The organism is Streptomyces sp. NPDC048257 (assembly GCF_043201855.1).
In the GTDB taxonomy this organism is placed as follows: Bacteria; Actinomycetota; Actinomycetes; order Streptomycetales; family Streptomycetaceae; genus Streptomyces.
Window position 1 is genome coordinate 127,720 of record NZ_JBICZI010000010.1, and the last position, 19,927, is coordinate 147,646.

Genomic DNA, 19,927 nt, shown 5'->3' on the forward strand with positions numbered 1-19,927 from the left:
CGGTCGACGACGGCCCCTGCCGCCGGGCGCGGCGGCAGGGGCCCTCACACGAATCCGGCCCATGGGGGTGGAATGCCGGGAGGACGTGGCGCGAAGTGTCCTACAGGCCATTACCGGTCCGAAAGCGCCGCCTTACCCCGGCCCCCGGGGCAGGCACGACCGGCACAGCGCCCGCAGCCAGGGCGCGGTGATCCAGGTGAACGGCGCGAAGCAGTGGCCGGCGAGCAGCTACGGCCGGACACCCACTGAGGTGCCCGGGTCAGGTCACGGACAGGCGCTCGCCGGCCTCCGCCCCGGCTCCGGGCACACGAGCCGGGGTCGCTGGGCTACTTCTCCCAGGTGACCCTGACCACGGTGTCGTTGAAGTCCGACGGCTCTTCGAGCTTGTCGCCGGCCTTCAGGACGCGCTCGGTCCGGCCGATCAGGATCGCGTTGCTGTCCGTCCGGTTCCACCACGCCGAGACGTTCTTGGCCATGCTGCCGCCACCGGGAAGCGGCAGCTGCGCCAGGTCGACGTCGTAGCCGGCACCGATCCCGTAGCCGGGGCCCTTCTGGTTGTAGTCCCGGTACAGGCCGAGCGTCTTGGGCGGACACTCCGCACCGTCAGGAGTGATTGCGACGACGCCGGCGGGCAGCTGAGTGCTCATGGCTCTCTCCGTTCCTCAAGCCAGCCGGTGTCTCCGGCAAGGCAGGTGACGACAACGTTCCACAGCCCGAGAGCGCAGGCAGCATCCATCCGGGGCCTGATCGTTCCTGCAATGAACATGACCACCCGCACAGCCCAGTAGTCAGCCCGACACGCCCGAGATGCCCACAACGTACCGACAGAGGCGGCGACTTGACGGAACCTTTCAGCAGCACACCGCCCTCATGCGAAGCCGGCAAGGCTCCCGCGGGGCGGGCTGCCCGCAGCGGGCAAAGAGTCAGGTGACGGTGACGGGCAGCACGTACGGCTGGCTTGGTTCACGTTGAGGGTTCTGGCTCACCTTCTGGACTCTGTCGCCACTTCGGGGGCAGCGCCTCCTTGACCGAAGTCGGCGCGGGCGTACATCTGTCTCTTCAGCAGCTTGATCCTGGTGACGTTGCCTTCGACTGATCCGGACGTGTAGGTCGTGGTGAGGGCGGCCGGGATGGCTGCGCGGTCGCGTCGCATGCCGTGGGCCAGAGCCCGGAGTTCGCGTTGGCCATCGAAGCGGACGTCGCGATCCAGACATCGAGGACCAGGTGTGCACTGCGACGGTCGCGAATCATGAGTGCCAGACGGCGGGCGTACTCAACGGTCGTCGCCAGCGCGGGGCTCCGCTCGCCCAGTGCGTCGCGACCCTTTCGCTCACCATCTGTGCGGCGCTCGGGCCGGCGCATGATCCAGTCGGTGACCTTGCGGACGGTCAGGTGAGGCAAAGGGGAGGTGGCCGGGATCGTACCGCTGCGGTGGGGCTTCAGGTGCCGGCGGACGGTGTTGACGTCGCCGCGGTAGCCCAGCCGCCGGATCTCCCGGGTGAGCGCGGAAGCGTTGGTGCAGCCCTCCATCCCGCGATGGTGCAGGTAGAGGCAGGCGGTGGGCGTCGTTTCAGGGTGGGCCGATGGATGGCCGCGATGAGAAGTTCATCGGCGTCTGCGGCGCGTGCGAAGCGGTTGACCGCGCCGCGGCTCAGCTGGAGGTCGCGTGCGATGGCACGAAGGCTGTCGCCGCGTTCGATGCGTTCGCGGATCTGTTGGTGGCCTTCGTGGGTGCGGGCCACCAAGGCCGCGGCCGTCCGTGGATGTCCGGCTCTCCGCGGTCCGGGCCTTCGTGGGGCGGGCCGTCTTCGGCGTCGTAGGAGGTGAGGGGTTCTGGCAGGTCGGCGCGATGCCGCCCGATGACCGTGCGACTGCTTGCGCGAGGCTGTTCAGGAGGTGCCAGGCATCGACTGCCTGCCTGGCCTGCGGAGCGTCGGCTTGGGCCCCGTCGCGGAAGGAACCGGCACGGCCTCGGCAGATGATCCGGACCTCAGGTGGTCCCGCAGCCAGGACGCAAAGGTGGCTGCGGCCCGGTCAGCCGGGACGTCGATCGGACGATGGGTTGCCATGTCGATGAGGATCGTCGCGTAGGTCCGTCCCCTTCGAACGATCCGCCAGAGTCCGCTAGTCGTAGCAGTGCACCCTCGAAGATCTCTGCCCGCATCCGGAACAGGCCGCCGATGCGGCCCGTGATCGCACGGCGACCCGGGCTTCCGTATCCGTCAGCACCAGCTGGTCGACCTTCACCCCGACACCAGGCAGGAGAAGGTCCGCAACCTGAACCCCACCCATCACGCCTGACAGGGGCCCAACTACCACCGTCAGGGAGACTCAGGGCCGGTCACGGGGCCAACCGCGCTCCGGCAGCGGCCCGTACCTCTGGTGTTTCCATCGGGTCATCGCGGAGTGCGGCGATGCGGTGCAGGGTCTGCGGGTGGTGGGGTGCCGAGGCGATGGCCAGCAGCCGTGCCCGCTCCTCGCAGTCCCAAAGCGACTCGGTGTATGCGTCGTCCAAGCCGGACGGGTCGATCGCGGCGAGCGCTTTCAGGTAGTCAGCGCGCTCGTACGAGTGCGGGGTGTCCCGCCAGTAGCGCCAGAGGACGGGCACGGCGTCGGCGGCTTCGGGTCCGAAGCGGGCCAGTCTCTTCGCCGTGGTGTCGGGACCGCACCAGGCGCGGGCCTTCCACTGTTCGGTGAGTTCGGCCACGAGTCCCGGCAGTGCCTCGGGCCCGGGGTGGTCGGCCAGGACGTCGGCCCCCATCCGGGCCAGCCACTTCCGCCCGTCCACGGCCCACCCACGTGCCGCCGGCACGGCGAGGGCTCCGAGGCGGTCGACCGCCCGCCGGAGCAGGGGCAGGGGCCGGCGGCCGTCCGGGGTTCCGAGCGAGGGCACGAGCGGGATCAACCCCTCGGCCGGCTCCCGCCCGGCCAGCGCACGCAGCGCATCGATCTTCATGGTGAACTCCGTGCCGCCGGCGGCCAGCAGGGCGAGCAGTTTCTCGTCGCTCAGCCCGCCGAGGGACGGCCGCGGAGGGATTCGGCGGCCCGGCACCCCGATCCCGAACCGGCTCCACGGCTCGAAAGACCACGGAGGATCCGACTCCCCACCGATCCGGGCGCGCGCGACATCGCCCAGGTCCTCCCACCACTCGGCCGGCCAGTAATCCGCCACCGACTCCAGTACCGAGACCCAGTGCTTGCCGACCCGGATGTAGGTCCGAAGCCCCTCCCGGGCCTCGTCCGAACCGGCGCGGGCGAGCAGCTCCAGCACATCGGCGGCCCGCGAGCACTCCTCCTCGTCCCCCGCCAACTGGTCAACGACCGGTGTCGGCGGCAGCTTCAGGTCCCGGATCAGCCGTGCCTGGTAGAGGGAGCGTGTGTCGGTCTGGTAGTCCCACTTCCAGTCCCGGCGGATCCCGTCGTACACGAACGGCGCGGCGGCGCTCGGGTCATGCCGTGCGCGCTCCGCGCCCAGCCCCCGGCCGCGCTGCAGCAGCCCCTCCAGCGTGTCGTGGCGGGCGTAGGACAGGGTGCGGGACGTCTCATCCTGATGGCTCATCACGCCAACCATGCCCGGCTGGGGGCGCGGTTGCCATGCGATATCGGCCCGAGCCACGGGACGCGGTCGTCTCCGCGGTTCGGCCGCGGCCGGTGATGATCGGCAAGGGCCGCCCAGCGCCAGCGAGCCGAACAAGGGACGGGAGGACGGGAGGACGGGACCCTGTCAGCCCCACGGCCTCGTGCGGTCGAAACCCGTGAACAAACGGTGTCCGGGCTCGGGGTGGTGTCCGCGCGTGCCTCGGCGACGAGGTTCGGCTGGGGGTGTGGCGCAGCAACATGCGCAGCCGGCAGGGACCACTCCCACTCGAACAGCGGCAGCAGCCGGCAGATCTCGGTCTGTTCGACTGAGAGCGCCGTGCGGGCGGGCTGACGCTCTTCTGCTGACTGATGTCGACAGGGCCGGCCCCCGCCCGCCAGGTGGGCCCCTGATGGACGGCTGTCATACCCAGAGAGGCCTCAGGCAGCCGCGGCGTCGAAAGCAGCGACGTGGCCATGCCGGGCGCGGCTCCAGGGGGGACAAGTGCTCCCGCACAGGGCCGGCCGACTCGGCCGGGCCCAGGGCGCCTGGATGCCCCGGGAAGTCGGTGTGGGCTTCTCTGTGAGGGGTCAGCCGATGCGGACGGTGATCTCGGGGAGGGGTATGTCGGCAAGGTTCAGCTGGAGCCCGGTCAGGGTCAGGTAGGTCTGCGAATCGGTCAAGGCGGAGGTGGTGGACGGCGCCTGGGTCTTCCCACGCGTGCTCACCAGCAGGTACCAGCCCCCGCGCTTGTAGCTGCGGGAGGCGTCGGGGCGGTCGCCGTTCGGGTTCAGCGTCCAGCCCTGGCGCTCCAGGTCGGCGCAGATCGCGTTCATCTCCGACTGTGCGGCGGTCTTCTCGCGGACGGCCATCCAGCCCGTCCTGTTCGAGTTGGCGCCGGCCGCGACGGCCGGGCGGCCCTGCGCCGGATCGAGGCCCGCCGCGCTGACCGCGGTCCGGATCACCTCGTCCACGGCGTCCCGTGTGAGGGGCGGTGACGTCGACTCCGGTGTGGGCGCCCCCGTGGATGGGGACGGCATGGGCGCGGGCGCGCCCAGGTGGATGCGCCCGTCGTCGTCTATCTGTATGCGGTCCGGCACGACCACGGCGGCCAGACTCACGATCAAGGCCGCGGCCAGCCCGATCCACACCCTCTTCAACAGCGCGTTCAATGCGAAACTCCCCCCGAGTGATCAATCAGAGGGAGTCTCACACATACTGCTCGGCGCCCGGCAACCCTTACCCGCTGCTGAGCCGTGCATGACAAGCGGCGTGCGGCGGTGGGGGGTCTGGGCGACGAAAACCGGTGGACAGTCTGCCGGCCGGCCCATGATTTCGATCTTGACCATCCGTCACCCGACGGAGACACCATGGCAGAACCCGGGAGCGGGCGACCGAGCTCGAGGAACTCGGGATCGTCGGGGCACCGCCGACCACGGGTTCGAGCAGACCCTCGCTGCCGCACGGGCCTACTACGAGCTCCACGGGACGCTCGCGGCCCCACGGGGCGCCTTCGCGCTGGACTGGCGGTCGGGCAGTGGCTGACGAACGTCCGCCGACCCGACGGGCTGGGCAAGGACCCCGACCGGGTGCAGCGGCGGCCCGCTGCGCTCGCCGCGATCGATCCCGACTGCAAGGGATCAGGAACATCCGCCCTCACCTCGCCTGCCCGACCCGTGTTCCCGAACCCCGAGCCCGTTGACATGGTGAGGGAGAAGGTCCTGCATACCCTCGCCGGCACCCCGAGCCTGGGTTCGGGAGCGTTGGGTCCGGCGGGGGGACCCAGCCCGGCTTCGCTGTCATGAGTGAGAAGGGGCCGGACCCCATCGAAGGCTGAGTGCGCCGAAGGCTTGAGGTGCCTGGTCAGAGCATGGGTGGAAACCGCTCGGGGCCATTGCGTCCCTTGGTGATCCGGCGGGTCATGAAGGTGATGGCCGCCCAGGTGATGAGGGTTTCGGAGTGCCGGACGAGTCGTCGTAGTCCCGTGCATGTCTGCGGGCGCACCACCCTTCTGCCACCGCTGGGCACATCAGTGGGAACCACAGACAGGAGGCCATATGGTGCGCTTCGGGTCAACGGTGCCGTTGTCGTTCCGCAGTTGATGGTCCGCTGCCAACCCGTTGCACCGGCTGGTGACTCTGAACCTCACGGATTGGAGCCGGCAACGCACCGTCTGCGGCTGCTGCGCGTGGCTGAGACCGTGGCGATGGCCCAGGCCGTCACCCACACGGCTCCGACAAGCAATGCCGCGAGCGCTGTGGGCATGTGGGGAGGGGTGGCACCCAGGCTCGGTGCCAGGCCCGCCGCGCGGGCGCCGAAGCCGAGAACGCCCGCTCCCACCATCGCGATGCCCGCCCAGGAGACGACGAGCGCCGGCCAACGGACGAGCGGGGTCCCCGGCAGGCGGACGAGGAGCAGTGCAACGACGGCCATCAGCAGGCCGAGGGCCGCGTTGGCCAGTTGGGCGGTCTCGACGTTGGCAACGGCGGCGTAGGCCTCGGTCGGCGCGGGGAAGCCCGGCATGCCCAGCTCGCCCTCCCCCGCCAGGTCCACCTTGCTGAATGTGTAGGCGAGGGCGCCGAGGCAGGCGGTGAGGGCTGCGGCCAGGTGCTTCTTGTGGGATCGGGGCATGGGTTCATCCTGCGGCGAGCAGCGGCCGGGCCACCTCCTCCGCTCGTACCGACTCCCTCCCCCGTCCGGGGGAGGGAGTCTGGCTCTGACCCACCTGGCCGACCGCCCCCACGCTCCCACGCTCCCGGGTGCCGCCCTCTCTCGGTTCTGGCTCAAATCCCGGTGGCGCGAATGCACCGGCGGTCAGTCCGCCGCCTATGCTGCCGACCGCTTGCTCAGGAACTGCTCCGCTGCCTCAACCGCTTCCCCGTTGAGTTCCTCGAAAGAAGCTCCCCAGCTCTCCTCCCCGCCGTCCAGGCCGTGCGCGCAGTGGACGAGCGGTTCCAGCTCTTCGGGGTAGCCGAGGTCATAGGCGATGTCTGCCCAGATGAGGTGGGTCCCGGCGGCTGGATCCAGGGATCCGTCGGCGATCTGACCGGCGACCCAGCGGGCCATCGACCACTTCACGCCCGAGGATCAGAGGCGGGTGGAAGCGCAGCCCCAACTCCTCCAGCACGTGGTCGAAAAGTGCCGGAGCCTCAGGCTCTTCGCTCCGGAGGAGGCCGGCCAGCACGGCGAGGGAGGGACTTTCAATCCCGGCAATCAGCCCGTTCAGACCTGCCTCGATGAGTCGGTCAGACCCGACGTGCCTACCGAAGGCCCTCTCGCGCGCGATGTGGCTGAGCTGTTTGAGAGCGTCGTCGCGGGTCATCACAGTCTTCTCGATCGGTATCTGGGAGAAGAGGCTCGCATATCCGCAGACAGTGCTGCCATCGAGTGGTTGTGGCTCAACTTCTGTGGGGTCGCGTGTACCTGCGGCGGGTGCGGTGGTCGCCTCGCTCGACATCGCTCGCTGGGAGTTTCTGACACCTCTCCTCCTATGGACACTGCGGGCACGGCTGAGGAAATCGTCGAGAACGAGTGGGTGAGGCTTCTCGCTTCAGACTGTGTTGACGCTGGCCTGGTCCGCGTCGCCTTCGCCGAACCCGGGCTGCGACAGCTCTTCCCCCGGGTGGGCATGTGGGAATTGCACTTCAGCCGGTGCGCCGAGCATCCGTGCACGTGGGACGTCCCGTACATCGCGCCGCGACGGGGTGGGGGCTTCCTCGTGGCGGGGCCGTCCAGAGTGGAGTACGTCGGTGAGGCCGACACCGCTGATGCAGCAGTGGAGATGGTGGCGAACTGCGTGCCTCCAGACTGCGGTCCAGCGGTCGTACGCAACCGTCACGACCTGGCCGCGTTGGCACAGGAAGGCTGACGATCCGGCCGCGATTTCACAGAGCGACAGTCTTCACAGAAGTCGAGTCAGAACCTGTTCTCGTGAACAGAGCCCGGCGCAGGCCTCCCGATCCCCACCCGGACCGGTCGATCACCCGCACCTCGCCCCGGGGCCGCCTGCGGAGGAACCCCCGGGGGCGTCGGCCAGGCACTTGACGGTCAGACCGAGCGTGCCCGCTGCAGGGCGTCGAGGGTGTCGGCGTCCGTGTCGTTGGTCCAGCCGGACAGGCGCGCCCGGCGCCTTGGTCGTCGTCGTCGGCCAGGAGCAGGTGCGGGTCCACCAGCCGGAGCCGGCGCGCACCGCGCCCCCTGCTCCGACGACGACCAGGGCGCCGAGCGGCGCCTGCGCGGGTACGGAGATCTGGCCGCGGGCCCCGGGCCGAGAGACCACCTTGGCGCGGTCGAACGCCGGGCTCGTCTCCGTACCGCCACCAGCGCCGGCAAGTCGGCGTGCCGGCGCCGTTCGGTTCGCCACCGCGGCTCGGCCCACCCCCGCGATCCGTCCCACCAACGCCAGCAGCACCTCACCGCCTGCCTGCCCCTCTTCCAGGGGTCGGCCAGATCAGCCGGAGGCCGACCCTGCAGGCCGACGTGCAGTAACGAGCCCTCGGCCCCGCCAAGAGCTCGGCACGGGCTCCCGGTAGCGTCATCGGGTCACCCCCGCGAAGGAGAGCACCCACTCGTGAACCTGGGCATCATCGGGCAGGCAGCCGGACTGTTCGCCGTGACCAACATCGACGACATCCTGATCCTGGCGCTGTTCTTCTCCCAGGGCGCCGGCCACCCCGGCTCCACCCGCCGCATCGTGCTGGGCCAGTACCTGGGCTTCACTGCGATCCTCGCCGTCGCGGTGGCCGCCGCCTTCGGTGCCACCTTCCTGCCCGAGTCCGCCACCCCCTACCTCGGTCTGCTGCCGCTCGCCCTGGGCCTCAAGGCCGCCTGGCAGACCTGGAAGGACCTGCGCGAGGGCGGAGCGGACGAGGAACATGCGCTGCCCAAGGAGGGCGGGCCCAGCCCGCTGGAGGTCGCCGCGGTCACCTTCGCCAACGGCGGCGACAACATCGGCGTCTACGTGCCCGTCTTCGCCACCGCCGGCATCGGCGGGATGAGCGTGTACGCCGCGGTGTTCCTCGTGCTGGTCGCCGTGTGGTGCTTCGCGGGCCGGTACTTCGCCACCCGCCCGGTCATCGCCAAGGCACTCGCCCGCTGGGGCCACATCCTGCTCCCCGTGGTCCTGATCGCCATCGGCCTGCTCATCCTCATCGAGGGCGGCGCCTTCGGCCTGTGACCCGGCCCGCGCCCGCCGTTCGCATCCCTGGCGACATCCGGGTGCCTCCCGAGCCAGTGCCTCGCGACAAGGCCGGGCGGTCGTCGCGGGCCGGAAAGGAGTCAGTGTGAGCGGGGCGCGTACATGATCACGGCCATCCCGGCGAGGCAGACCAAGGCGCCGATCACGTCCCAGCGGTCGGGGCGGTAGCCGTCGGCGACCATGCCCCAGGCGATCGACCCGGCCACGAAGATCCCGCCATACGCGGCGAGGATGCGGCCGAAGTTGTCGTCGGACTGGAAGGTCGCCACCACCCCGTAGAGGCCGAGGGCGATGATGCCGGCGCCGATCCAGATCCAGCCCTTGTGCTCGCGGATGCCCTGCCATACCAGCCAGGCACCGCCGATCTCGAAGAGAGCGGCGACGACGAACAGGGCAACAGAGCGAGCGACGGTCATACCGCCGGACCCTACCCGCCGCCCGCAGCACTGCTGTTCAGGAGGTCGGCGGACGCCGCGCAGCCACACCTCGGCCGACAGGAGCAGGAGCGGCGGAGCCGGCCGTACCACCAGGTGCCGGCGGCGAGCACGGCCAGGACGACGGCGAGGGCGGGCAGCCACCCCACCACCGCCCGGGCCCCGGCCCGACGACACCGGCTGCGATCAGCACGGGTAGCACGCAGCACGCCGCACGCCGCACAAGCCATCGCGGCAGGTCCCCCGAGCGCCTTCGGAGCGCGCGGGGGGCGGGGGTCAGCAGCAGGGTCCGGCATGACGCTCCTTGGCGAGGTCGCGTGTCCGTCCCGCCCGGCGTGACCCCAGCGGGTCGGAGATCGGTGGCGGGATATGAACACCACCAACCGGACGCTTGCTGCTCTATCCCTTGGGGCTGCCGCTCTCCTCGGAGCCCAGGCCACCCCCGCCAGCGCCGCACCAGCCCCCGGGCTGGGGGGTGTCTGCACGACCCTCCACGGAATCCCGATCGTTGGGGCGGTCGGCGACGTCCCCTGTGCGCTCGTGAACGACCTCCCCCTCATTGGCGGTGGTGGCCCGATCATCGGCGGCGCACCGAGGTAGCCCGGCAGCCTCAGAACGGCGGCCCCTGCGGCCCCCAAACCCTCGCGCGCCGCGAGGTTGTGACGCGACCGGAGGGGCCCTAGCCGCCACTTCCTCGCCGCGTGGCGGGAACGGGCGGGGCGGGGCGGGGCGGGGGGGATGGTGATGCATCCGGGGGGGAGGCGGGCGGCGACCGTTTGGGGATCTGTTGTGCAGCTCGGGGGGAGTATGAGTTTGGGGAACAATCGAGTGCGGCTCAGCGGTGGTGCGGCGTGGCAGACGGACTTCCGTCGCCGGATTACAGGCCGGGCCCCCAGGTCGGCAATGGAGATCGCTACCGTCCGCCGCACGCTGAATCACACCCTGACCGAATCGAAGCGGGTCATCGACCGGTACGCGGTCGCGGTCGCCGCAAACCTGTACGCCCTGGCGTGGCAGCAGGCGGCCGGAGCTCCGCCGAGCGAGACCCGTGAGCAGCGGGCACAGCTTCAAGGCTTCAAGGGAGGCTTCGACGACCCGCAGGCCATGCGCATGATCCTGTTGCAGATCCTCACCGGACGGCGGGCCAGCGAGATCCGCACCACCCGCTTCGACTGCCTCTCCCCGGTCCCCGACCGGGCCGTCGACGCGGCCGAGGGCGAACAGATCGCCCGCTTCCACTACGCGCAGAGCAAGATCGACATCGCGCCGGACAGTATCCTCGTCGACGCCGAGGTCGTCGCGGTCATCGAGGAACAACGGCATTGGGTCCGCGACCACTTCCCCGGCATCATCCCGCGTCACCTGTTCCTGCAGCGGACCGGGAAGCGTCAGGGCGACAAGCCTTACCCGTCGGGCACCTACAGCTGGATGCTCCGTGAGTTCAGCAAGATCGCAAAGATCACCGACAGCAAGGGCAAGCCCGTCGGACTGAGCCACACCCACCGCTTCCGTCACACCAAGCTGACCCGGCTCGCCGAACTCGGCCTGCCCGTCCGCGGGTTGATGCGCTATGCCGGGCATGCCACCCCGTCGATGACGATGCACTACGTCGCCGCCCGCCAGGAACACGCCGAGCAGGCATTCCTGGCCACCGCGAAACTCCGCGCGGACGGCACCCACGTCAGCGTCTCCCGAGACGACCACGACAGCCTCCACCTGTTCAACCGGGCCGACCGCTTCCTGCCCCAGGGCTGGTGCCTGCTGCCGCCCCTGCAGACCTGCGACAAGGGAAACGTCTGCCTGACCTGCTTGGTCTTCGTCACTGACGCCTCCCACCAGAACGCGCTGGAACGCAGTTGACCGAGACCGAGACCCTGATCAACCGCACACCACCGCATTCCAGGAACGGCACGGACGCCCGATGCCCGAGGACAACGTCTGGCTGCTGCAACGGCGGGCCGAACACGCGGCCCTCACGAAGCTGCTGGACACCCTCCGCTCCAAGCCCGGACGCGCCGTCCAGGGCGCCGGCTGCGGCGCCGCCCCCACCGGCCCCGTCCCGCTCACCCTCGACCTCGACCGTCACCGAAGGACCCGCCCATGACCGACGACGCTCGCGCCAAGCGCACCCAGACACTCGCCACCGCCGCGAAGGCCAAGTCCCAGGCCAAGACCGCTGCGGCAGAGAAGGCGATCCGCACTCTGGTCAAACGCGGTGAGCCGATCACCTTCCAGGCCGTCCAGCGCGAGACCGGCGTCTCCCACGCGTTCCTCTATAACCACCCCAACCTGCGAGGACGCACCGAACGGCTACGGTCCCAGGCCCGGCCCGTTCCCGCACCAACGCCTGCGGCCGACGAGCAGAGCACCCTCGTCCTCGCGCTGACCAGTCAGATCACTCGCCTGAAGAAGCAGCACCGAGAAGAAGTACAGGCCCTGCGAGACGCGCTCGAACAAGCCCACGGCGAGAACCTCGACCTCCCACGCGAACTTCCCGCCGCGGAGGAGTCGCAGCAGCCCCTCAGTGACGGCCCACCCGATCAGCCAACCATGCGGCATGCTGACGGATTCGGGATAGATCATCGGGAAAGTAGCTCTCCCAGCCCTCGTCCAACCTCTTCCAAGCCACCGGCTGCCCGGCCTCCGGGACAAACGAGGCCACTGCATCAACGACGGCGGCATACGACAGCCCGAGCGTGACCGGCCAATCCGGGTGATAGGAGCGAACCGCAACCGCTGCCGGCTCAGCCAGCAGTTCCGCCCGAAGGCCCGTCTCCTCGAAAAGCTCCCGGGTCGCACCCTCGCGTGGTGTCTCGCCGGCCTCGACCTTCCCGCCCGGAGGAACCCAACCCCGCCAACGGTGCTTCACCAAGACCACCCGGGCAAGATCCTTGTCGAACACCCAGACCTCGGCCGCAAGAGGCTCCATCGGTCCCTGCCGGGCAGCAGCCAGCCACCGGCAGGCCCCGTCGAACTCGGCTATCGCCTGTTCAGCATCGCTCACCGCCGCTTCGACGGCCCGCTCGTCGACCACCTTCTGAATCATCGGGCCAACATACGAGGCTGCACTGACAACGCAGCCACGTCACATCGATCTCATGAAGGTCCCATCCAGCGGCAACATGCCGAATCTCGAACCGAACCCTCGATAACGGGCGGAGTCGGAAAGACACACATCGCGGTGGCTCTCTCGGTCGCTGCCTGCCAGGCCGGTTTCTCTGTCTACTTCACCAGCCTCGACGACATGGTCCGCCAGCTGAAGGCCGCCGAGGCCGCCGGCCGGCTCAACAGCAAGCTCCGTACTTACCTACGGCCCGGCGTCCTCGTCGTTGACGAGGACGGCTACCAGCCGCTGGAGCGAGCCGAGGCGAACCTGGTGTTCCAGGTGATCTCTAAGCGCTACGAAAAGGGCTCGACCATCCTGACCTCGAACAAGACCTTCAGTGAAAACCGACTCGCCGCCATCGAACGGGACAACAACGCGGCCTGACCCGGTCAACAGCCTCGATGGTCAAACGCGTCGCCAGAACCCGTTGTCGCGGTATCGCCACCAGTACAACACCGTGCGATCGTCAGGCCAAGCAGCCAACCGGGTCGCCCGGGACTCGAACCGGTCCCGCGACAAATCGATGGGCCGCCAGTTCGGGTCCAGCGGCTCATCACCATCAGGCGGTCGCACATGCTCCAGGAGTCGCTCCTCGCATGCACCAAATGCGATGAAGTCCTGCTGGGAGTCAAGCAACGACGACTTGTTGGCGCCACCTGCCCTGTCTGGCCAGCGCAACTGCATGACGTCGTCCTCCCAGAAACAGACAGGACAGATCTGATGCGAGCCAGGCCCATCGTTCAGGGTCAGATGGCCACAGCACACACAGGGGTACCTCAGAAGCATGCCTCCCATCTTCCGAGACAGTCGCGCCGGAGCCCAACGAGATTCCAGTAGGGCTTTCTCGCCCGACATCCCCGCAGACCTGCTGGCACCTGGGCACGTTCATCCGTACCTGCCTGAGCCCTTCAACAAGTACGCCGACACCAGGCCCCGGCCGTCGTCGTGGCCAAGACCTGGGGGTCGCTCAGTCGGTGTGGTTGTTGGCCTCCTTGGGCAGGCAGAACATCAGGGCCCACATCAGGGCGAGGAGGCTGCCGACCCACCACAGCACGGTGATGAATGCGTCGCGGTTGAGTCCGGCGTCGGGTGAGCCGCCGGTGGTGGCGAAGAACACCAGGGCGGTCAGCGCGGTGCCCAGCGCGATGCCCAGGTGAATCGCGGTGTTGAACAGGCCCGAGGCTGCCCCGGCGTCCTCGTGCGGGACCCTGGCCAGCGACAGGTCTGCGAGCGGGCCGCCGACCATGCCGAGACCGAAGCCGATCAGCATCACCGGAGCGGTCATCGCCAGCAGGGTCAGGTCCTCCTCGCCTGCGGCGGCCTGGAAACCGTAGGTGGCCATCGCAGCGATGGCGATGAGTGCTCCGGCCTGAGGCAGACGGCGAGCGAAACGCCCGGCGCTCTTTGCCGCGAGCGTTGCACCGGCCAGCTCTCCCAGGGAAAGCAGCACGAAGGCCAGGGCTGCCTGGAAGGGGCTCATGCCCAGGCCGCGCTGGAGGTAGAGGGTCCAGGTCATGAAGAACAGCCCGCACAGCAGGCCGTGCATCAGTTGCGCGGCCATACCGCCGGAGAACTGTCGCCCCCGGAAGAGGGACAGGGGCACGAGCGGGGCGTTGTTCTGCTTGCGCTGCTGGTGGCGCAGGAAGACGCCCAGCGTGAGGAGACTGGCGGTGAGCAGGGCGAAGCACCACAGCGGCCAGTGATGCAGGTGCCCCTCGGACAGGGGGAAGACGATCAGGACGATGGCCAGCGCGGACAATGCCATGCCGGTCAGGTCGAGCCGGTCGGCCTTCCGGACGGTCGACTCGGGGATGAACTTGCGTCCCAGGAGGAACACGGCGAGGCCAACGGGCACGTTGACCAGGAAGAGCGGCCGCCAGGACAGCCCGAACAGGTCCGCTTCGGTGAGCAGGCCGCCCATCACCGGACCCAGAACATTGGCGATGGAGAGGACGGCCCCGTAGAGACCGAACGCCTTGCTGCGGCTCTGTCCCTCGAAGGTGACGTGGATGGTGGCCAGGACCTGCGGGATCATCAGCGCCACTCCCACGCCCTGGAGCATGCGGGCGCCGATCAGCACGCCCGGTCCGGCAGCCAGGCCGCACAGCAGTGAGGCCGCGGTGAACACGACGGTGCCCATGAGGAGAAGCCTGCGCCGGCCGTAGAGGTCGCCGAGGCGTCCGCCGGTGATCAACCCGACGGCGACGGGCAGGGAATAGCCGGTGGTCAGCCACTGCAATGCGGATGGTCCGGTGCCGGTCGACTCCTGGATCGCGGGCAGGGCGGTCAGGACGACCGACTGGTCGAGGAGGTCCATGAGCTCGGCACCCAAGAGCACCAAGAGGGCGATCCGGGCGGCCAGGGCCATTTTCGGGTGATGAGGTGCTGGGTCGTCCGGGGACGGGGTGGTGTGCTGCGGCTCGTTGCCGAGCGTGGAGGAAGACACGACGGGGAGACTCCTGATCCCAAGGAATCGGGGAGCCCTGCCGACAGCCGCACCGGGGCCGGAAAACACGAAACCCGGGGCAGACGGCAGAGCTGCACCCGGGAAAGAAAACTGCGAGGAAGGGTGACGCAACTCAGGCCAGCGCGACGTCCGCCCCCGGACACGTGCGACAACACAGCACGCGGGGAACACGGACGACTACATGGCCCGGTTAATAGGACGTCACCTCAAGATCGACGCAGAAGGAACAGGGAAACCACTCACTGCCACCGACAGCTCGGCACAGCAACTCGCCCACGATACGACACTCCCGGGCACCGCCGCACACCAGATAACGGAGCCGCCCCGCTGGCCGAGCGACGCAGAGGACAAGCCCCGTTGCAGAAATGGACTGCCCGACCATGATCGCTCGCAGCACCAAGGGCTTGCTCTGTCCGGGCGCGCGGCGTGTACGTACTTCACGGCGATGTCGGGATGGATGCCGAAGAGGCGAACGAGGTGGACCGGATCGGCGGTCTCCCGGGCTTCATCCAGGACGCGGTCGGCCCATACCCGCCACGGCAGCAGTCCCATCTGGTCGGATGCGGTTCGTATCGCGAGGTAGCTGATCTGTGGAGAGCCCGGGGGGCGGTAGGTCTGGGAGTGAGGAACAAGTGCGCGTTGGTGGCCCGGGGCCAGCGGCGGCGACGCTCGCGCAGCCAGTCGGCCATCAGGTCGGTGCTCAGGTCGTCGAGGTAGACGCGGTGCGTGCGCTCACCCCGGCGTACCGCCAGAGTCCGGTCGGCGAGGTCCGGGTCGGTCAGGTCGAGGCGGGCCACCTCCACGGCACGCACGGCGTGGATGGCGACGAGACCGACGATGAGGCGTGCGGCGGGACCGTCAAAGCCCGTCCAGGGCTCCGGCCGGCCGATCGCTGGGCAAGGGCCGCGGAAGGTGTACTCCAGCGGGCAGCTGTAGCCCGGACGTGAGGTTGAGGAAGATCAGCCGCTCCTCTTCAGGGCCCGGAAAATGCTGCGCAGCACGCTGAGAGCAGGCTGCGGGCGACGTTGGCCGGATGGCGGGTGAGCTCGCTCGTGATGTGCTCGGCGGTGACTTGCCGCACGCAGGTCAAGCCCGGCCGTCATCCACGAGGTCAGAGTCGGCCAGGCGATACGCAGGCCGTGACGGATACGTCGGAAGCCGACCGGAGCGTGCCGGAAGGGGCTGCCTGCCGAGCACCGGGTGCTGGAGGGCCGGGCGGTGGTGGTCACGTTGACGAAGCGGCGGCGGGGCAAGGCCAACTCACGGACGACCGTGCACTGGAGCGTGGATGCGGATCCGGCCCGACGGCTGCGGGCGGCGGGCGGCGGGCGGCGGGCGGCGGGCGGCGGGCGGCGGGCGGCGGGCGGCGGGCGGCTTCTACCTGCTGCTGCACAAGATGATGACCCGCAGCCGGGCCCTGTCCAAGACGGCGGGCCTGTGGTCGATCTGGGCGGGCAACGGTCGCGGGCGGGTCAGCAACGCCGCCACCGGCGGGCACGTCGGCCCCTTCGACGCCGAGCTGACCCGCAAACCTCACCTCGGGCAGTGGGCTGCCCGCCACGGCCTGCGGGGCGATGGCGGCCAGCCGCTGAAGCTGCGGCTGACGCGGCTACGCACGACGGTGGAGGTCCGCTCCGCGAAGCAGGTGGGCGGCCATCTGCCCTCCGCCCGGCTGACCAACACGGCCGAGACCTCCTTCACCCACTACCTGCGCAAGGACCCCTTCGTCAGGGAGTGGTCGGCCGAGATCCTCACCGAGGCGATCACCGACGCCCACGACCAGACCCTCGCGGTCCTCGCTCCGTCCCTGCGGGAGGCAACCGGTGGCCGGATCCGCCCAGTGGCCTGACCACCCGCGTCGTACGAGCCGTAGGGGCCTGGTGTCTTCCTGCCCGAGGGCCGTCCAGCCGAGGCCGTTCAGGCACATGCACTCGGCCTGCCGGTCGTGCGCGTGCGGTCTCGATCACCTTCGTAACGGCCTCGTGGGCTTCAGTGTGTTTCCCACGTGTACCAAGGTCTGGCCCGGGGCGCCGCGCACCGGCACGCGGAGGGCGGTGGCCGAGGTGGCACAGGCCGACCGCTCGGGCGCGAGCGACGCCGAGGGCGTTCAACTGATCGGCGGCCTTCCTCTCCTCCTGCGCGGCCGGTGGACGTCTCCTGCTCCGCACGGTGCCCCCGCGGTCTGAGGGAGTCGCGACGTCCGGCAGCCCGTGGGACGGGCGTTCTCAGACGTTGCCGAGGTCCGAACTCACCCACCGCTGCGGGCGCATGTGGATCACGAGCTGCTCCCCGTGTTCCTTCCAGGCGAAGTCGACGTAGCCCTCGACCTTGTCCGCAGGCAGGTAGCGGGCGGAGATTTCCACCAGCTGCTCACGCGTGGCAGGCACGGTGGAGATGACCGGTCCCTCGACCGACACGTACCGGATCGTGGGCTCCAGACGGTCCACCATCAGGGTGAACCGGTCTGCGGCCCGGATCAGATCGGCCTTGCGCGAGTCCCGTCCGGTCATGATCCAGATGTCGCCGCCCGGTGCGTACTGGTACCAGATGGGGACCGCGAGCGGCGCACGGTCACCTTCCGCTCCCGCGTTCACCGCAAGCGCGGCGACGTGGGGCTCGGCGAGGAACTGCTCACGTTCGGTACGGGACAGAGCCACAGCACTCTCCTTCGACAGGCGAATCTTCTGAAGAGATTCCTTCACCCAAGAACCCTGCCCCGTTGCGCGCCCATTCCTCGCCCGGCCAGGAATCGCTCACCCAGCCCGGCGGGGCAGGCGGCCCATTCCGAACTCGAAGCCCCCTCCATCGTGTGGGGCGGGTGTCCCCGACGCGGCAATGAGGTGCGGAGCACGACGGCCTGCCTGAGCTTGGCCCTCGGGTAAGCCACGTGACGGCACCGTGTGGGTGGTGAGGGCTCCTCCCCGCCCGGTATGCCTCGCCGGAGGCGAGGACGCGTCCGACTTGTAGCGGATGGCGGGCCCCCGGTTCTTCGAGCCGATCGGGCGGCCGGGGCCAGGTCGTGTGCGTTTCGGTGCACCGGCTGGCGTGCCTGTCTTCGCGCGCAGGTTCCTGAACCCCCGGCGGACCCGGGCAGGGGTGAGTCTGTTCGGTTCCGCTGGCCTCTCCCACGGCCCGGCGCAGATCCCTCGCGAGAGGGCAAGCCAGGCCGAGCTGAGCGTGCGCGGCAAGGACGAGCCAGGTCCAGCGGTCAGCGGCCGCCGAGTCCCGCAGCTTCGGCCGCGTCCAGCCCAGGGTCTGTTTGAGAAGCCGGAAGGTGTGCTCCACGTCGAAGCGGCGGAGAAGGGACCGCCCGCACCGGTCGACGTCCTCGGGGTCGGCCCCGGTGCCCGACCACCACAGCCAGACGGGCTTGATCACCCCGCCGCTGGGCAACTTCTCGACCGACGGCCGGATCACGGTGCCCTCGATGATCGGAAGCGGTCCCTCGTGTTCGATCCACGCAGAAGGCTGTGTTGTGTCCCTGGACAACACGACACGAAGCCTCACATGACCGACGACGTGTCCGTTTGACGGTAGTTTCGCGCCCAGTCGAACAGAAGCGGAGAGGCCGGTGACCACGAGCGCCGCGACCGTCAGGTTCACGCCCGCCTTGCAGGCATTCGCAGCTCTGCTGGGAGCGGGGTCATTTGGCGTAGGAGCATTTGCGGTCTTCGCTACCCAGAACGGCACCGGCGCGGCGGCGCTGATCGTGTTCGGGGGCGTTTTGCTTCTCCTTGCCTTGCTCGGCAGCCGCATCGAGAGCCTTGAGTTCGGAGGGGCTACGTTGAGGATGCGGGCGGACGCGGCGGAGCGGTTCGCGTTGGCGGAGGAGTCCGAGCGCCGGGGAGACATGGCCACGGCTAACGAGCTGCGTGCGGAGGCTAGGACCCTGTTGGAGGCCGCGAGGCCTATCGCCGCCGACTACGGGTCAGTGCGCCGCTCGGTTCGTCCCAGTGCCTCACGTATCCGCGCAATGGAGGAGGTGGTGGCACGTGCTCGCCGATTGGCGCAGGAGGAGTCCTTCGAGCCGGCTGAAGTGTCGCGTTGGTTGAGGGAGGGTACGGACGAGGAGCGCATCACCGCCTTGGCAATGATGCAGGCCAGCCCTGAACTGTGGGACTTCGAGGCAGTCCTTGCCGCCATCACGCACGCGCACACTCCCTTTGAGCAATACCACGCCATACGGCTTGCAGCGCAAATGGCCGAGCTCCTCGATGCGGACCAGGCCGGAAGGCTGGCCGAAGGGGTGGAGGCGCAGCGCTTCGGGCCGGACGCGGATCGTGAGCTGCTTGGCGAGGAGATCCTGCGGAAGGTGCGTGGGCGCTCGCATGAGCGGTGACGGTCTGGGTGTGCCGTGTTGGTGGAGGCGGACGGATGCTCGGCGTCACAGGCCATCAGGCGTCGGGCGAACGTTGACGGCCTGGCTCCACGTCCCCCGGCGGCTCCTCCTGCTCAAGTACTGGCACCTCCATCCCCTCGCCTCGACAAGATCGAGGACCGCCTGCCAGTCCTCCACTGAACAATCCGGGACACGCACGTCCGGCAGCGACCCCGTCAGGTCCGGGTCGAAGAAAAAGCTCACGTCATCCCACAGAAGATCGGCCACACCGCCATGCCGCCTGGCCGTTCGATCCCACGCAGCCTCGATTCCCTTGCCCAAAGAGACCGGGACACCCCCGCCCCCAGTGGAGGCAGGGTTCCGGCAGGACTACCCGTACGTCCCCCTGCCAGGGTTCCCGAGGGCGGCGGCCAGGAGGAGCAGGGCCGACGGCCAGAACGCGGCCATCCCTGAGAAGAGGGCGCAGAACCCCCACGCGAGGAGGGTGAAACCGATGACCGCGCAGGTGCGGGAGAAGGCCCGCTGATGGTGCAGGAGGAGCAGTGGGACTGCGGTCGCCACGGCGGCCATGACGGTCGGCCGGAGGAAGTCGTTGGCGAGGGGCACGCGTACGGCGGCCAGCAACGCCACTGCAGCGAGGACCCGTTGAATCCAGTGGGCTCTTTCCATGACGCCATTGAACACGTTCAACTGAACATGTTCAATAGAGTGGGGTTGCTGGCGTGCCACAAGGGTCAGTCGAGCGGTGGCCGCCCCGGTTTTCATTCGGGCGGGCCCGTGAGCGCCCAGCCGCGCGATGGAAGAAGC

19 protein-coding genes and 4 pseudogenes are annotated in these 19,927 nt (G+C 69.2%); 8 read left to right on the forward strand and 15 right to left on the reverse strand.

Annotation, left to right across the window (positions count from 1 at the left end; translation table 11 throughout):
• Positions 1-326 precede the first annotated feature (326 nt).
• The 7 genes and pseudogenes from ACGFZK_RS21150 to ACGFZK_RS21180 all read right to left on the reverse strand — a co-directional run bounded on the left by ACGFZK_RS21150 (position 327) and on the right by ACGFZK_RS21180 (position 6,655).
• Positions 327-647 carry a peptidase inhibitor family I36 protein gene (locus ACGFZK_RS21150; RefSeq protein ID WP_393850418.1) on the reverse strand — a complete coding sequence of 107 codons (321 nt, stop codon included), beginning with the start codon at positions 645-647 and terminating at the stop codon, positions 327-329.
• Between the two features lie 412 nt (positions 648-1,059).
• On the reverse strand, positions 1,060-1,530 hold the full coding sequence (locus ACGFZK_RS21155; protein WP_393850419.1) for a hypothetical protein: 471 nt from the start codon (positions 1,528-1,530) through the stop codon (positions 1,060-1,062).
• A gap of 811 nt (positions 1,531-2,341) precedes the next feature.
• On the reverse strand, positions 2,342-3,559 hold the full coding sequence (locus ACGFZK_RS21160) for a hypothetical protein (protein ID WP_393850420.1): 1,218 nt from the start codon (positions 3,557-3,559) through the stop codon (positions 2,342-2,344).
• A gap of 608 nt (positions 3,560-4,167) precedes the next feature.
• The gene (locus tag ACGFZK_RS21165) at positions 4,168-4,749 is read right to left on the reverse strand and encodes a hypothetical protein (RefSeq protein WP_393850421.1); all 582 of its coding nucleotides are present in this window, start codon (positions 4,747-4,749) and stop codon (positions 4,168-4,170) included.
• Between the two features lie 715 nt (positions 4,750-5,464).
• Positions 5,465-5,577, reverse strand: a pseudogene (locus tag ACGFZK_RS21170) (IS5/IS1182 family transposase); the annotation flags it as partial.
• 145 nt (positions 5,578-5,722) lie between these two features.
• Positions 5,723-6,208 carry a hypothetical protein gene (locus ACGFZK_RS21175; protein ID WP_393850422.1) on the reverse strand — a complete coding sequence of 162 codons (486 nt, stop codon included), beginning with the start codon at positions 6,206-6,208 and terminating at the stop codon, positions 5,723-5,725.
• Between the two features lie 195 nt (positions 6,209-6,403).
• The gene (locus ACGFZK_RS21180; protein ID WP_393850423.1) at positions 6,404-6,655 is read right to left on the reverse strand and encodes a hypothetical protein; all 252 of its coding nucleotides are present in this window, start codon (positions 6,653-6,655) and stop codon (positions 6,404-6,406) included.
• Between the two features lie 19 nt (positions 6,656-6,674).
• On the opposite strand from ACGFZK_RS21180, the gene ACGFZK_RS21185 reads away from it, so the two are divergent.
• Positions 6,675-7,445: a DUF6193 family natural product biosynthesis protein gene (locus tag ACGFZK_RS21185; protein WP_393850424.1), complete on the forward strand. Its 771-nt coding sequence runs from the start codon at positions 6,675-6,677 to the stop codon at positions 7,443-7,445.
• A gap of 702 nt (positions 7,446-8,147) precedes the next feature.
• Positions 8,148-8,753, forward strand: a complete 606-nt coding sequence (locus ACGFZK_RS21190) for a cadmium resistance transporter (protein WP_393850425.1) — start codon at positions 8,148-8,150, stop codon at positions 8,751-8,753.
• Between the two features lie 101 nt (positions 8,754-8,854).
• Here ACGFZK_RS21190 and ACGFZK_RS21195 read toward each other — a convergent pair whose 3' ends face one another.
• The gene (locus ACGFZK_RS21195; protein WP_393850426.1) at positions 8,855-9,190 is read right to left on the reverse strand and encodes a YnfA family protein; all 336 of its coding nucleotides are present in this window, start codon (positions 9,188-9,190) and stop codon (positions 8,855-8,857) included.
• A 921-nt stretch (positions 9,191-10,111) separates the two neighbouring features.
• On the opposite strand from ACGFZK_RS21195, the gene ACGFZK_RS21200 reads away from it, so the two are divergent.
• The 3 genes and pseudogenes from ACGFZK_RS21200 to ACGFZK_RS21210 form a co-directional block, all read left to right on the forward strand.
• Positions 10,112-11,068 carry a tyrosine-type recombinase/integrase gene (locus ACGFZK_RS21200; RefSeq protein WP_393850427.1) on the forward strand — a complete coding sequence of 319 codons (957 nt, stop codon included), beginning with the start codon at positions 10,112-10,114 and terminating at the stop codon, positions 11,066-11,068.
• 61 nt (positions 11,069-11,129) lie between these two features.
• Complete coding sequence (locus ACGFZK_RS21205; protein ID WP_393850428.1) at positions 11,130-11,312, forward strand: hypothetical protein; 183 nt, start codon at positions 11,130-11,132, stop codon at positions 11,310-11,312.
• A pseudogene (locus tag ACGFZK_RS21210) lies at positions 11,309-11,569 on the forward strand (DUF6262 family protein); the annotation flags it as partial. The gene ACGFZK_RS21205 and the pseudogene ACGFZK_RS21210, both read left to right, overlap by 4 nt.
• Here ACGFZK_RS21210 and ACGFZK_RS21215 read toward each other — a convergent pair.
• Both ACGFZK_RS21215 and ACGFZK_RS21220 read right to left on the reverse strand, forming a co-directional pair.
• A complete protein-coding gene (locus tag ACGFZK_RS21215; RefSeq protein ID WP_393850518.1) occupies positions 11,519-11,671 on the reverse strand; it encodes a hypothetical protein in 153 nt (50 codons plus the stop codon). The pseudogene ACGFZK_RS21210 and the gene ACGFZK_RS21215 sit on opposite strands and share 51 nt — an antisense overlap.
• Before the next feature lie 58 nt (positions 11,672-11,729).
• Entirely contained in the window at positions 11,730-12,254 is a 525-nt protein-coding gene (locus tag ACGFZK_RS21220) for an NUDIX domain-containing protein (RefSeq protein ID WP_393850515.1), read from the reverse strand.
• 108 nt (positions 12,255-12,362) lie between these two features.
• Here ACGFZK_RS21220 and ACGFZK_RS21225 point away from each other — a divergent pair.
• A pseudogene (locus ACGFZK_RS21225) lies at positions 12,363-12,698 on the forward strand (ATP-binding protein); the annotation flags it as partial.
• A 21-nt stretch (positions 12,699-12,719) separates the two neighbouring features.
• On the opposite strand, the gene ACGFZK_RS21230 reads toward ACGFZK_RS21225, so the two are convergent.
• Positions 12,720-13,169 (reverse strand): CPCC family cysteine-rich protein, encoded by a 450-nt coding sequence (locus ACGFZK_RS21230; RefSeq protein ID WP_393850429.1) that lies wholly within the window; start codon positions 13,167-13,169, stop codon positions 12,720-12,722.
• Between the two features lie 112 nt (positions 13,170-13,281).
• Positions 13,282-14,760 (reverse strand): MFS transporter, encoded by a 1,479-nt coding sequence (locus ACGFZK_RS21235; RefSeq protein WP_393850430.1) that lies wholly within the window; start codon positions 14,758-14,760, stop codon positions 13,282-13,284.
• Positions 14,761-16,069: 1,309 nt separating this feature from the next.
• Between ACGFZK_RS21235 and ACGFZK_RS21240 the strand changes: the two genes are divergently transcribed.
• Positions 16,070-16,630, forward strand: a complete 561-nt coding sequence (locus tag ACGFZK_RS21240) for a hypothetical protein (protein WP_393850431.1) — start codon at positions 16,070-16,072, stop codon at positions 16,628-16,630.
• A gap of 376 nt (positions 16,631-17,006) precedes the next feature.
• On the opposite strand, the gene ACGFZK_RS21245 is transcribed toward ACGFZK_RS21240, so the two are convergent.
• Complete coding sequence (locus ACGFZK_RS21245) at positions 17,007-17,438, reverse strand: pyridoxamine 5'-phosphate oxidase family protein (RefSeq protein WP_393850432.1); 432 nt, start codon at positions 17,436-17,438, stop codon at positions 17,007-17,009.
• Between the two features lie 306 nt (positions 17,439-17,744).
• Positions 17,745-18,255, reverse strand: a pseudogene (locus ACGFZK_RS21250) (transposase); the annotation flags it as partial.
• A gap of 97 nt (positions 18,256-18,352) precedes the next feature.
• On the opposite strand from ACGFZK_RS21250, the gene ACGFZK_RS21255 reads away from it, so the two are divergent.
• Entirely contained in the window at positions 18,353-19,120 is a 768-nt protein-coding gene (locus tag ACGFZK_RS21255; RefSeq protein WP_393850433.1) for a hypothetical protein, read from the forward strand.
• A gap of 369 nt (positions 19,121-19,489) precedes the next feature.
• Here the strand turns inward: ACGFZK_RS21255 and ACGFZK_RS21260 are convergent, their stop codons facing one another.
• Positions 19,490-19,789, reverse strand: a complete 300-nt coding sequence (locus ACGFZK_RS21260; RefSeq protein ID WP_393850434.1) for a hypothetical protein — start codon at positions 19,787-19,789, stop codon at positions 19,490-19,492.
• Between the last annotated feature and the right edge of the window lie 138 nt (positions 19,790-19,927).

Coding starts and splice junctions, on each gene's coding strand:
- ACGFZK_RS21150 (WP_393850418.1), bottom strand. CDS start 647: ATGAGCACTCAGCTGCCCGCCGGCGTCGTCGCAATCACTCCTGACGGT.
- ACGFZK_RS21155 (WP_393850419.1), bottom strand. CDS start 1,530: ATGGAGGGCTGCACCAACGCTTCCGCGCTCACCCGGGAGATCCGGCGG.
- ACGFZK_RS21160 (WP_393850420.1), bottom strand. CDS start 3,559: ATGAGCCATCAGGATGAGACGTCCCGCACCCTGTCCTACGCCCGCCAC.
- ACGFZK_RS21175 (WP_393850422.1), bottom strand. CDS start 6,208: ATGCCCCGATCCCACAAGAAGCACCTGGCCGCAGCCCTCACCGCCTGC.
- ACGFZK_RS21195 (WP_393850426.1), bottom strand. CDS start 9,190: ATGACCGTCGCTCGCTCTGTTGCCCTGTTCGTCGTCGCCGCTCTCTTC.
- ACGFZK_RS21200 (WP_393850427.1), top strand. CDS start 10,112: ATGGAGATCGCTACCGTCCGCCGCACGCTGAATCACACCCTGACCGAA.
- ACGFZK_RS21205 (WP_393850428.1), top strand. CDS start 11,130: ATGCCCGAGGACAACGTCTGGCTGCTGCAACGGCGGGCCGAACACGCG.
- ACGFZK_RS21220 (WP_393850515.1), bottom strand. CDS start 12,254: ATGATTCAGAAGGTGGTCGACGAGCGGGCCGTCGAAGCGGCGGTGAGC.
- ACGFZK_RS21230 (WP_393850429.1), bottom strand. CDS start 13,169: ATGTCGGGCGAGAAAGCCCTACTGGAATCTCGTTGGGCTCCGGCGCGA.
- ACGFZK_RS21240 (WP_393850431.1), top strand. CDS start 16,070: ATGCGGATCCGGCCCGACGGCTGCGGGCGGCGGGCGGCGGGCGGCGGG.
- ACGFZK_RS21260 (WP_393850434.1), bottom strand. CDS start 19,789: ATGGAAAGAGCCCACTGGATTCAACGGGTCCTCGCTGCAGTGGCGTTG.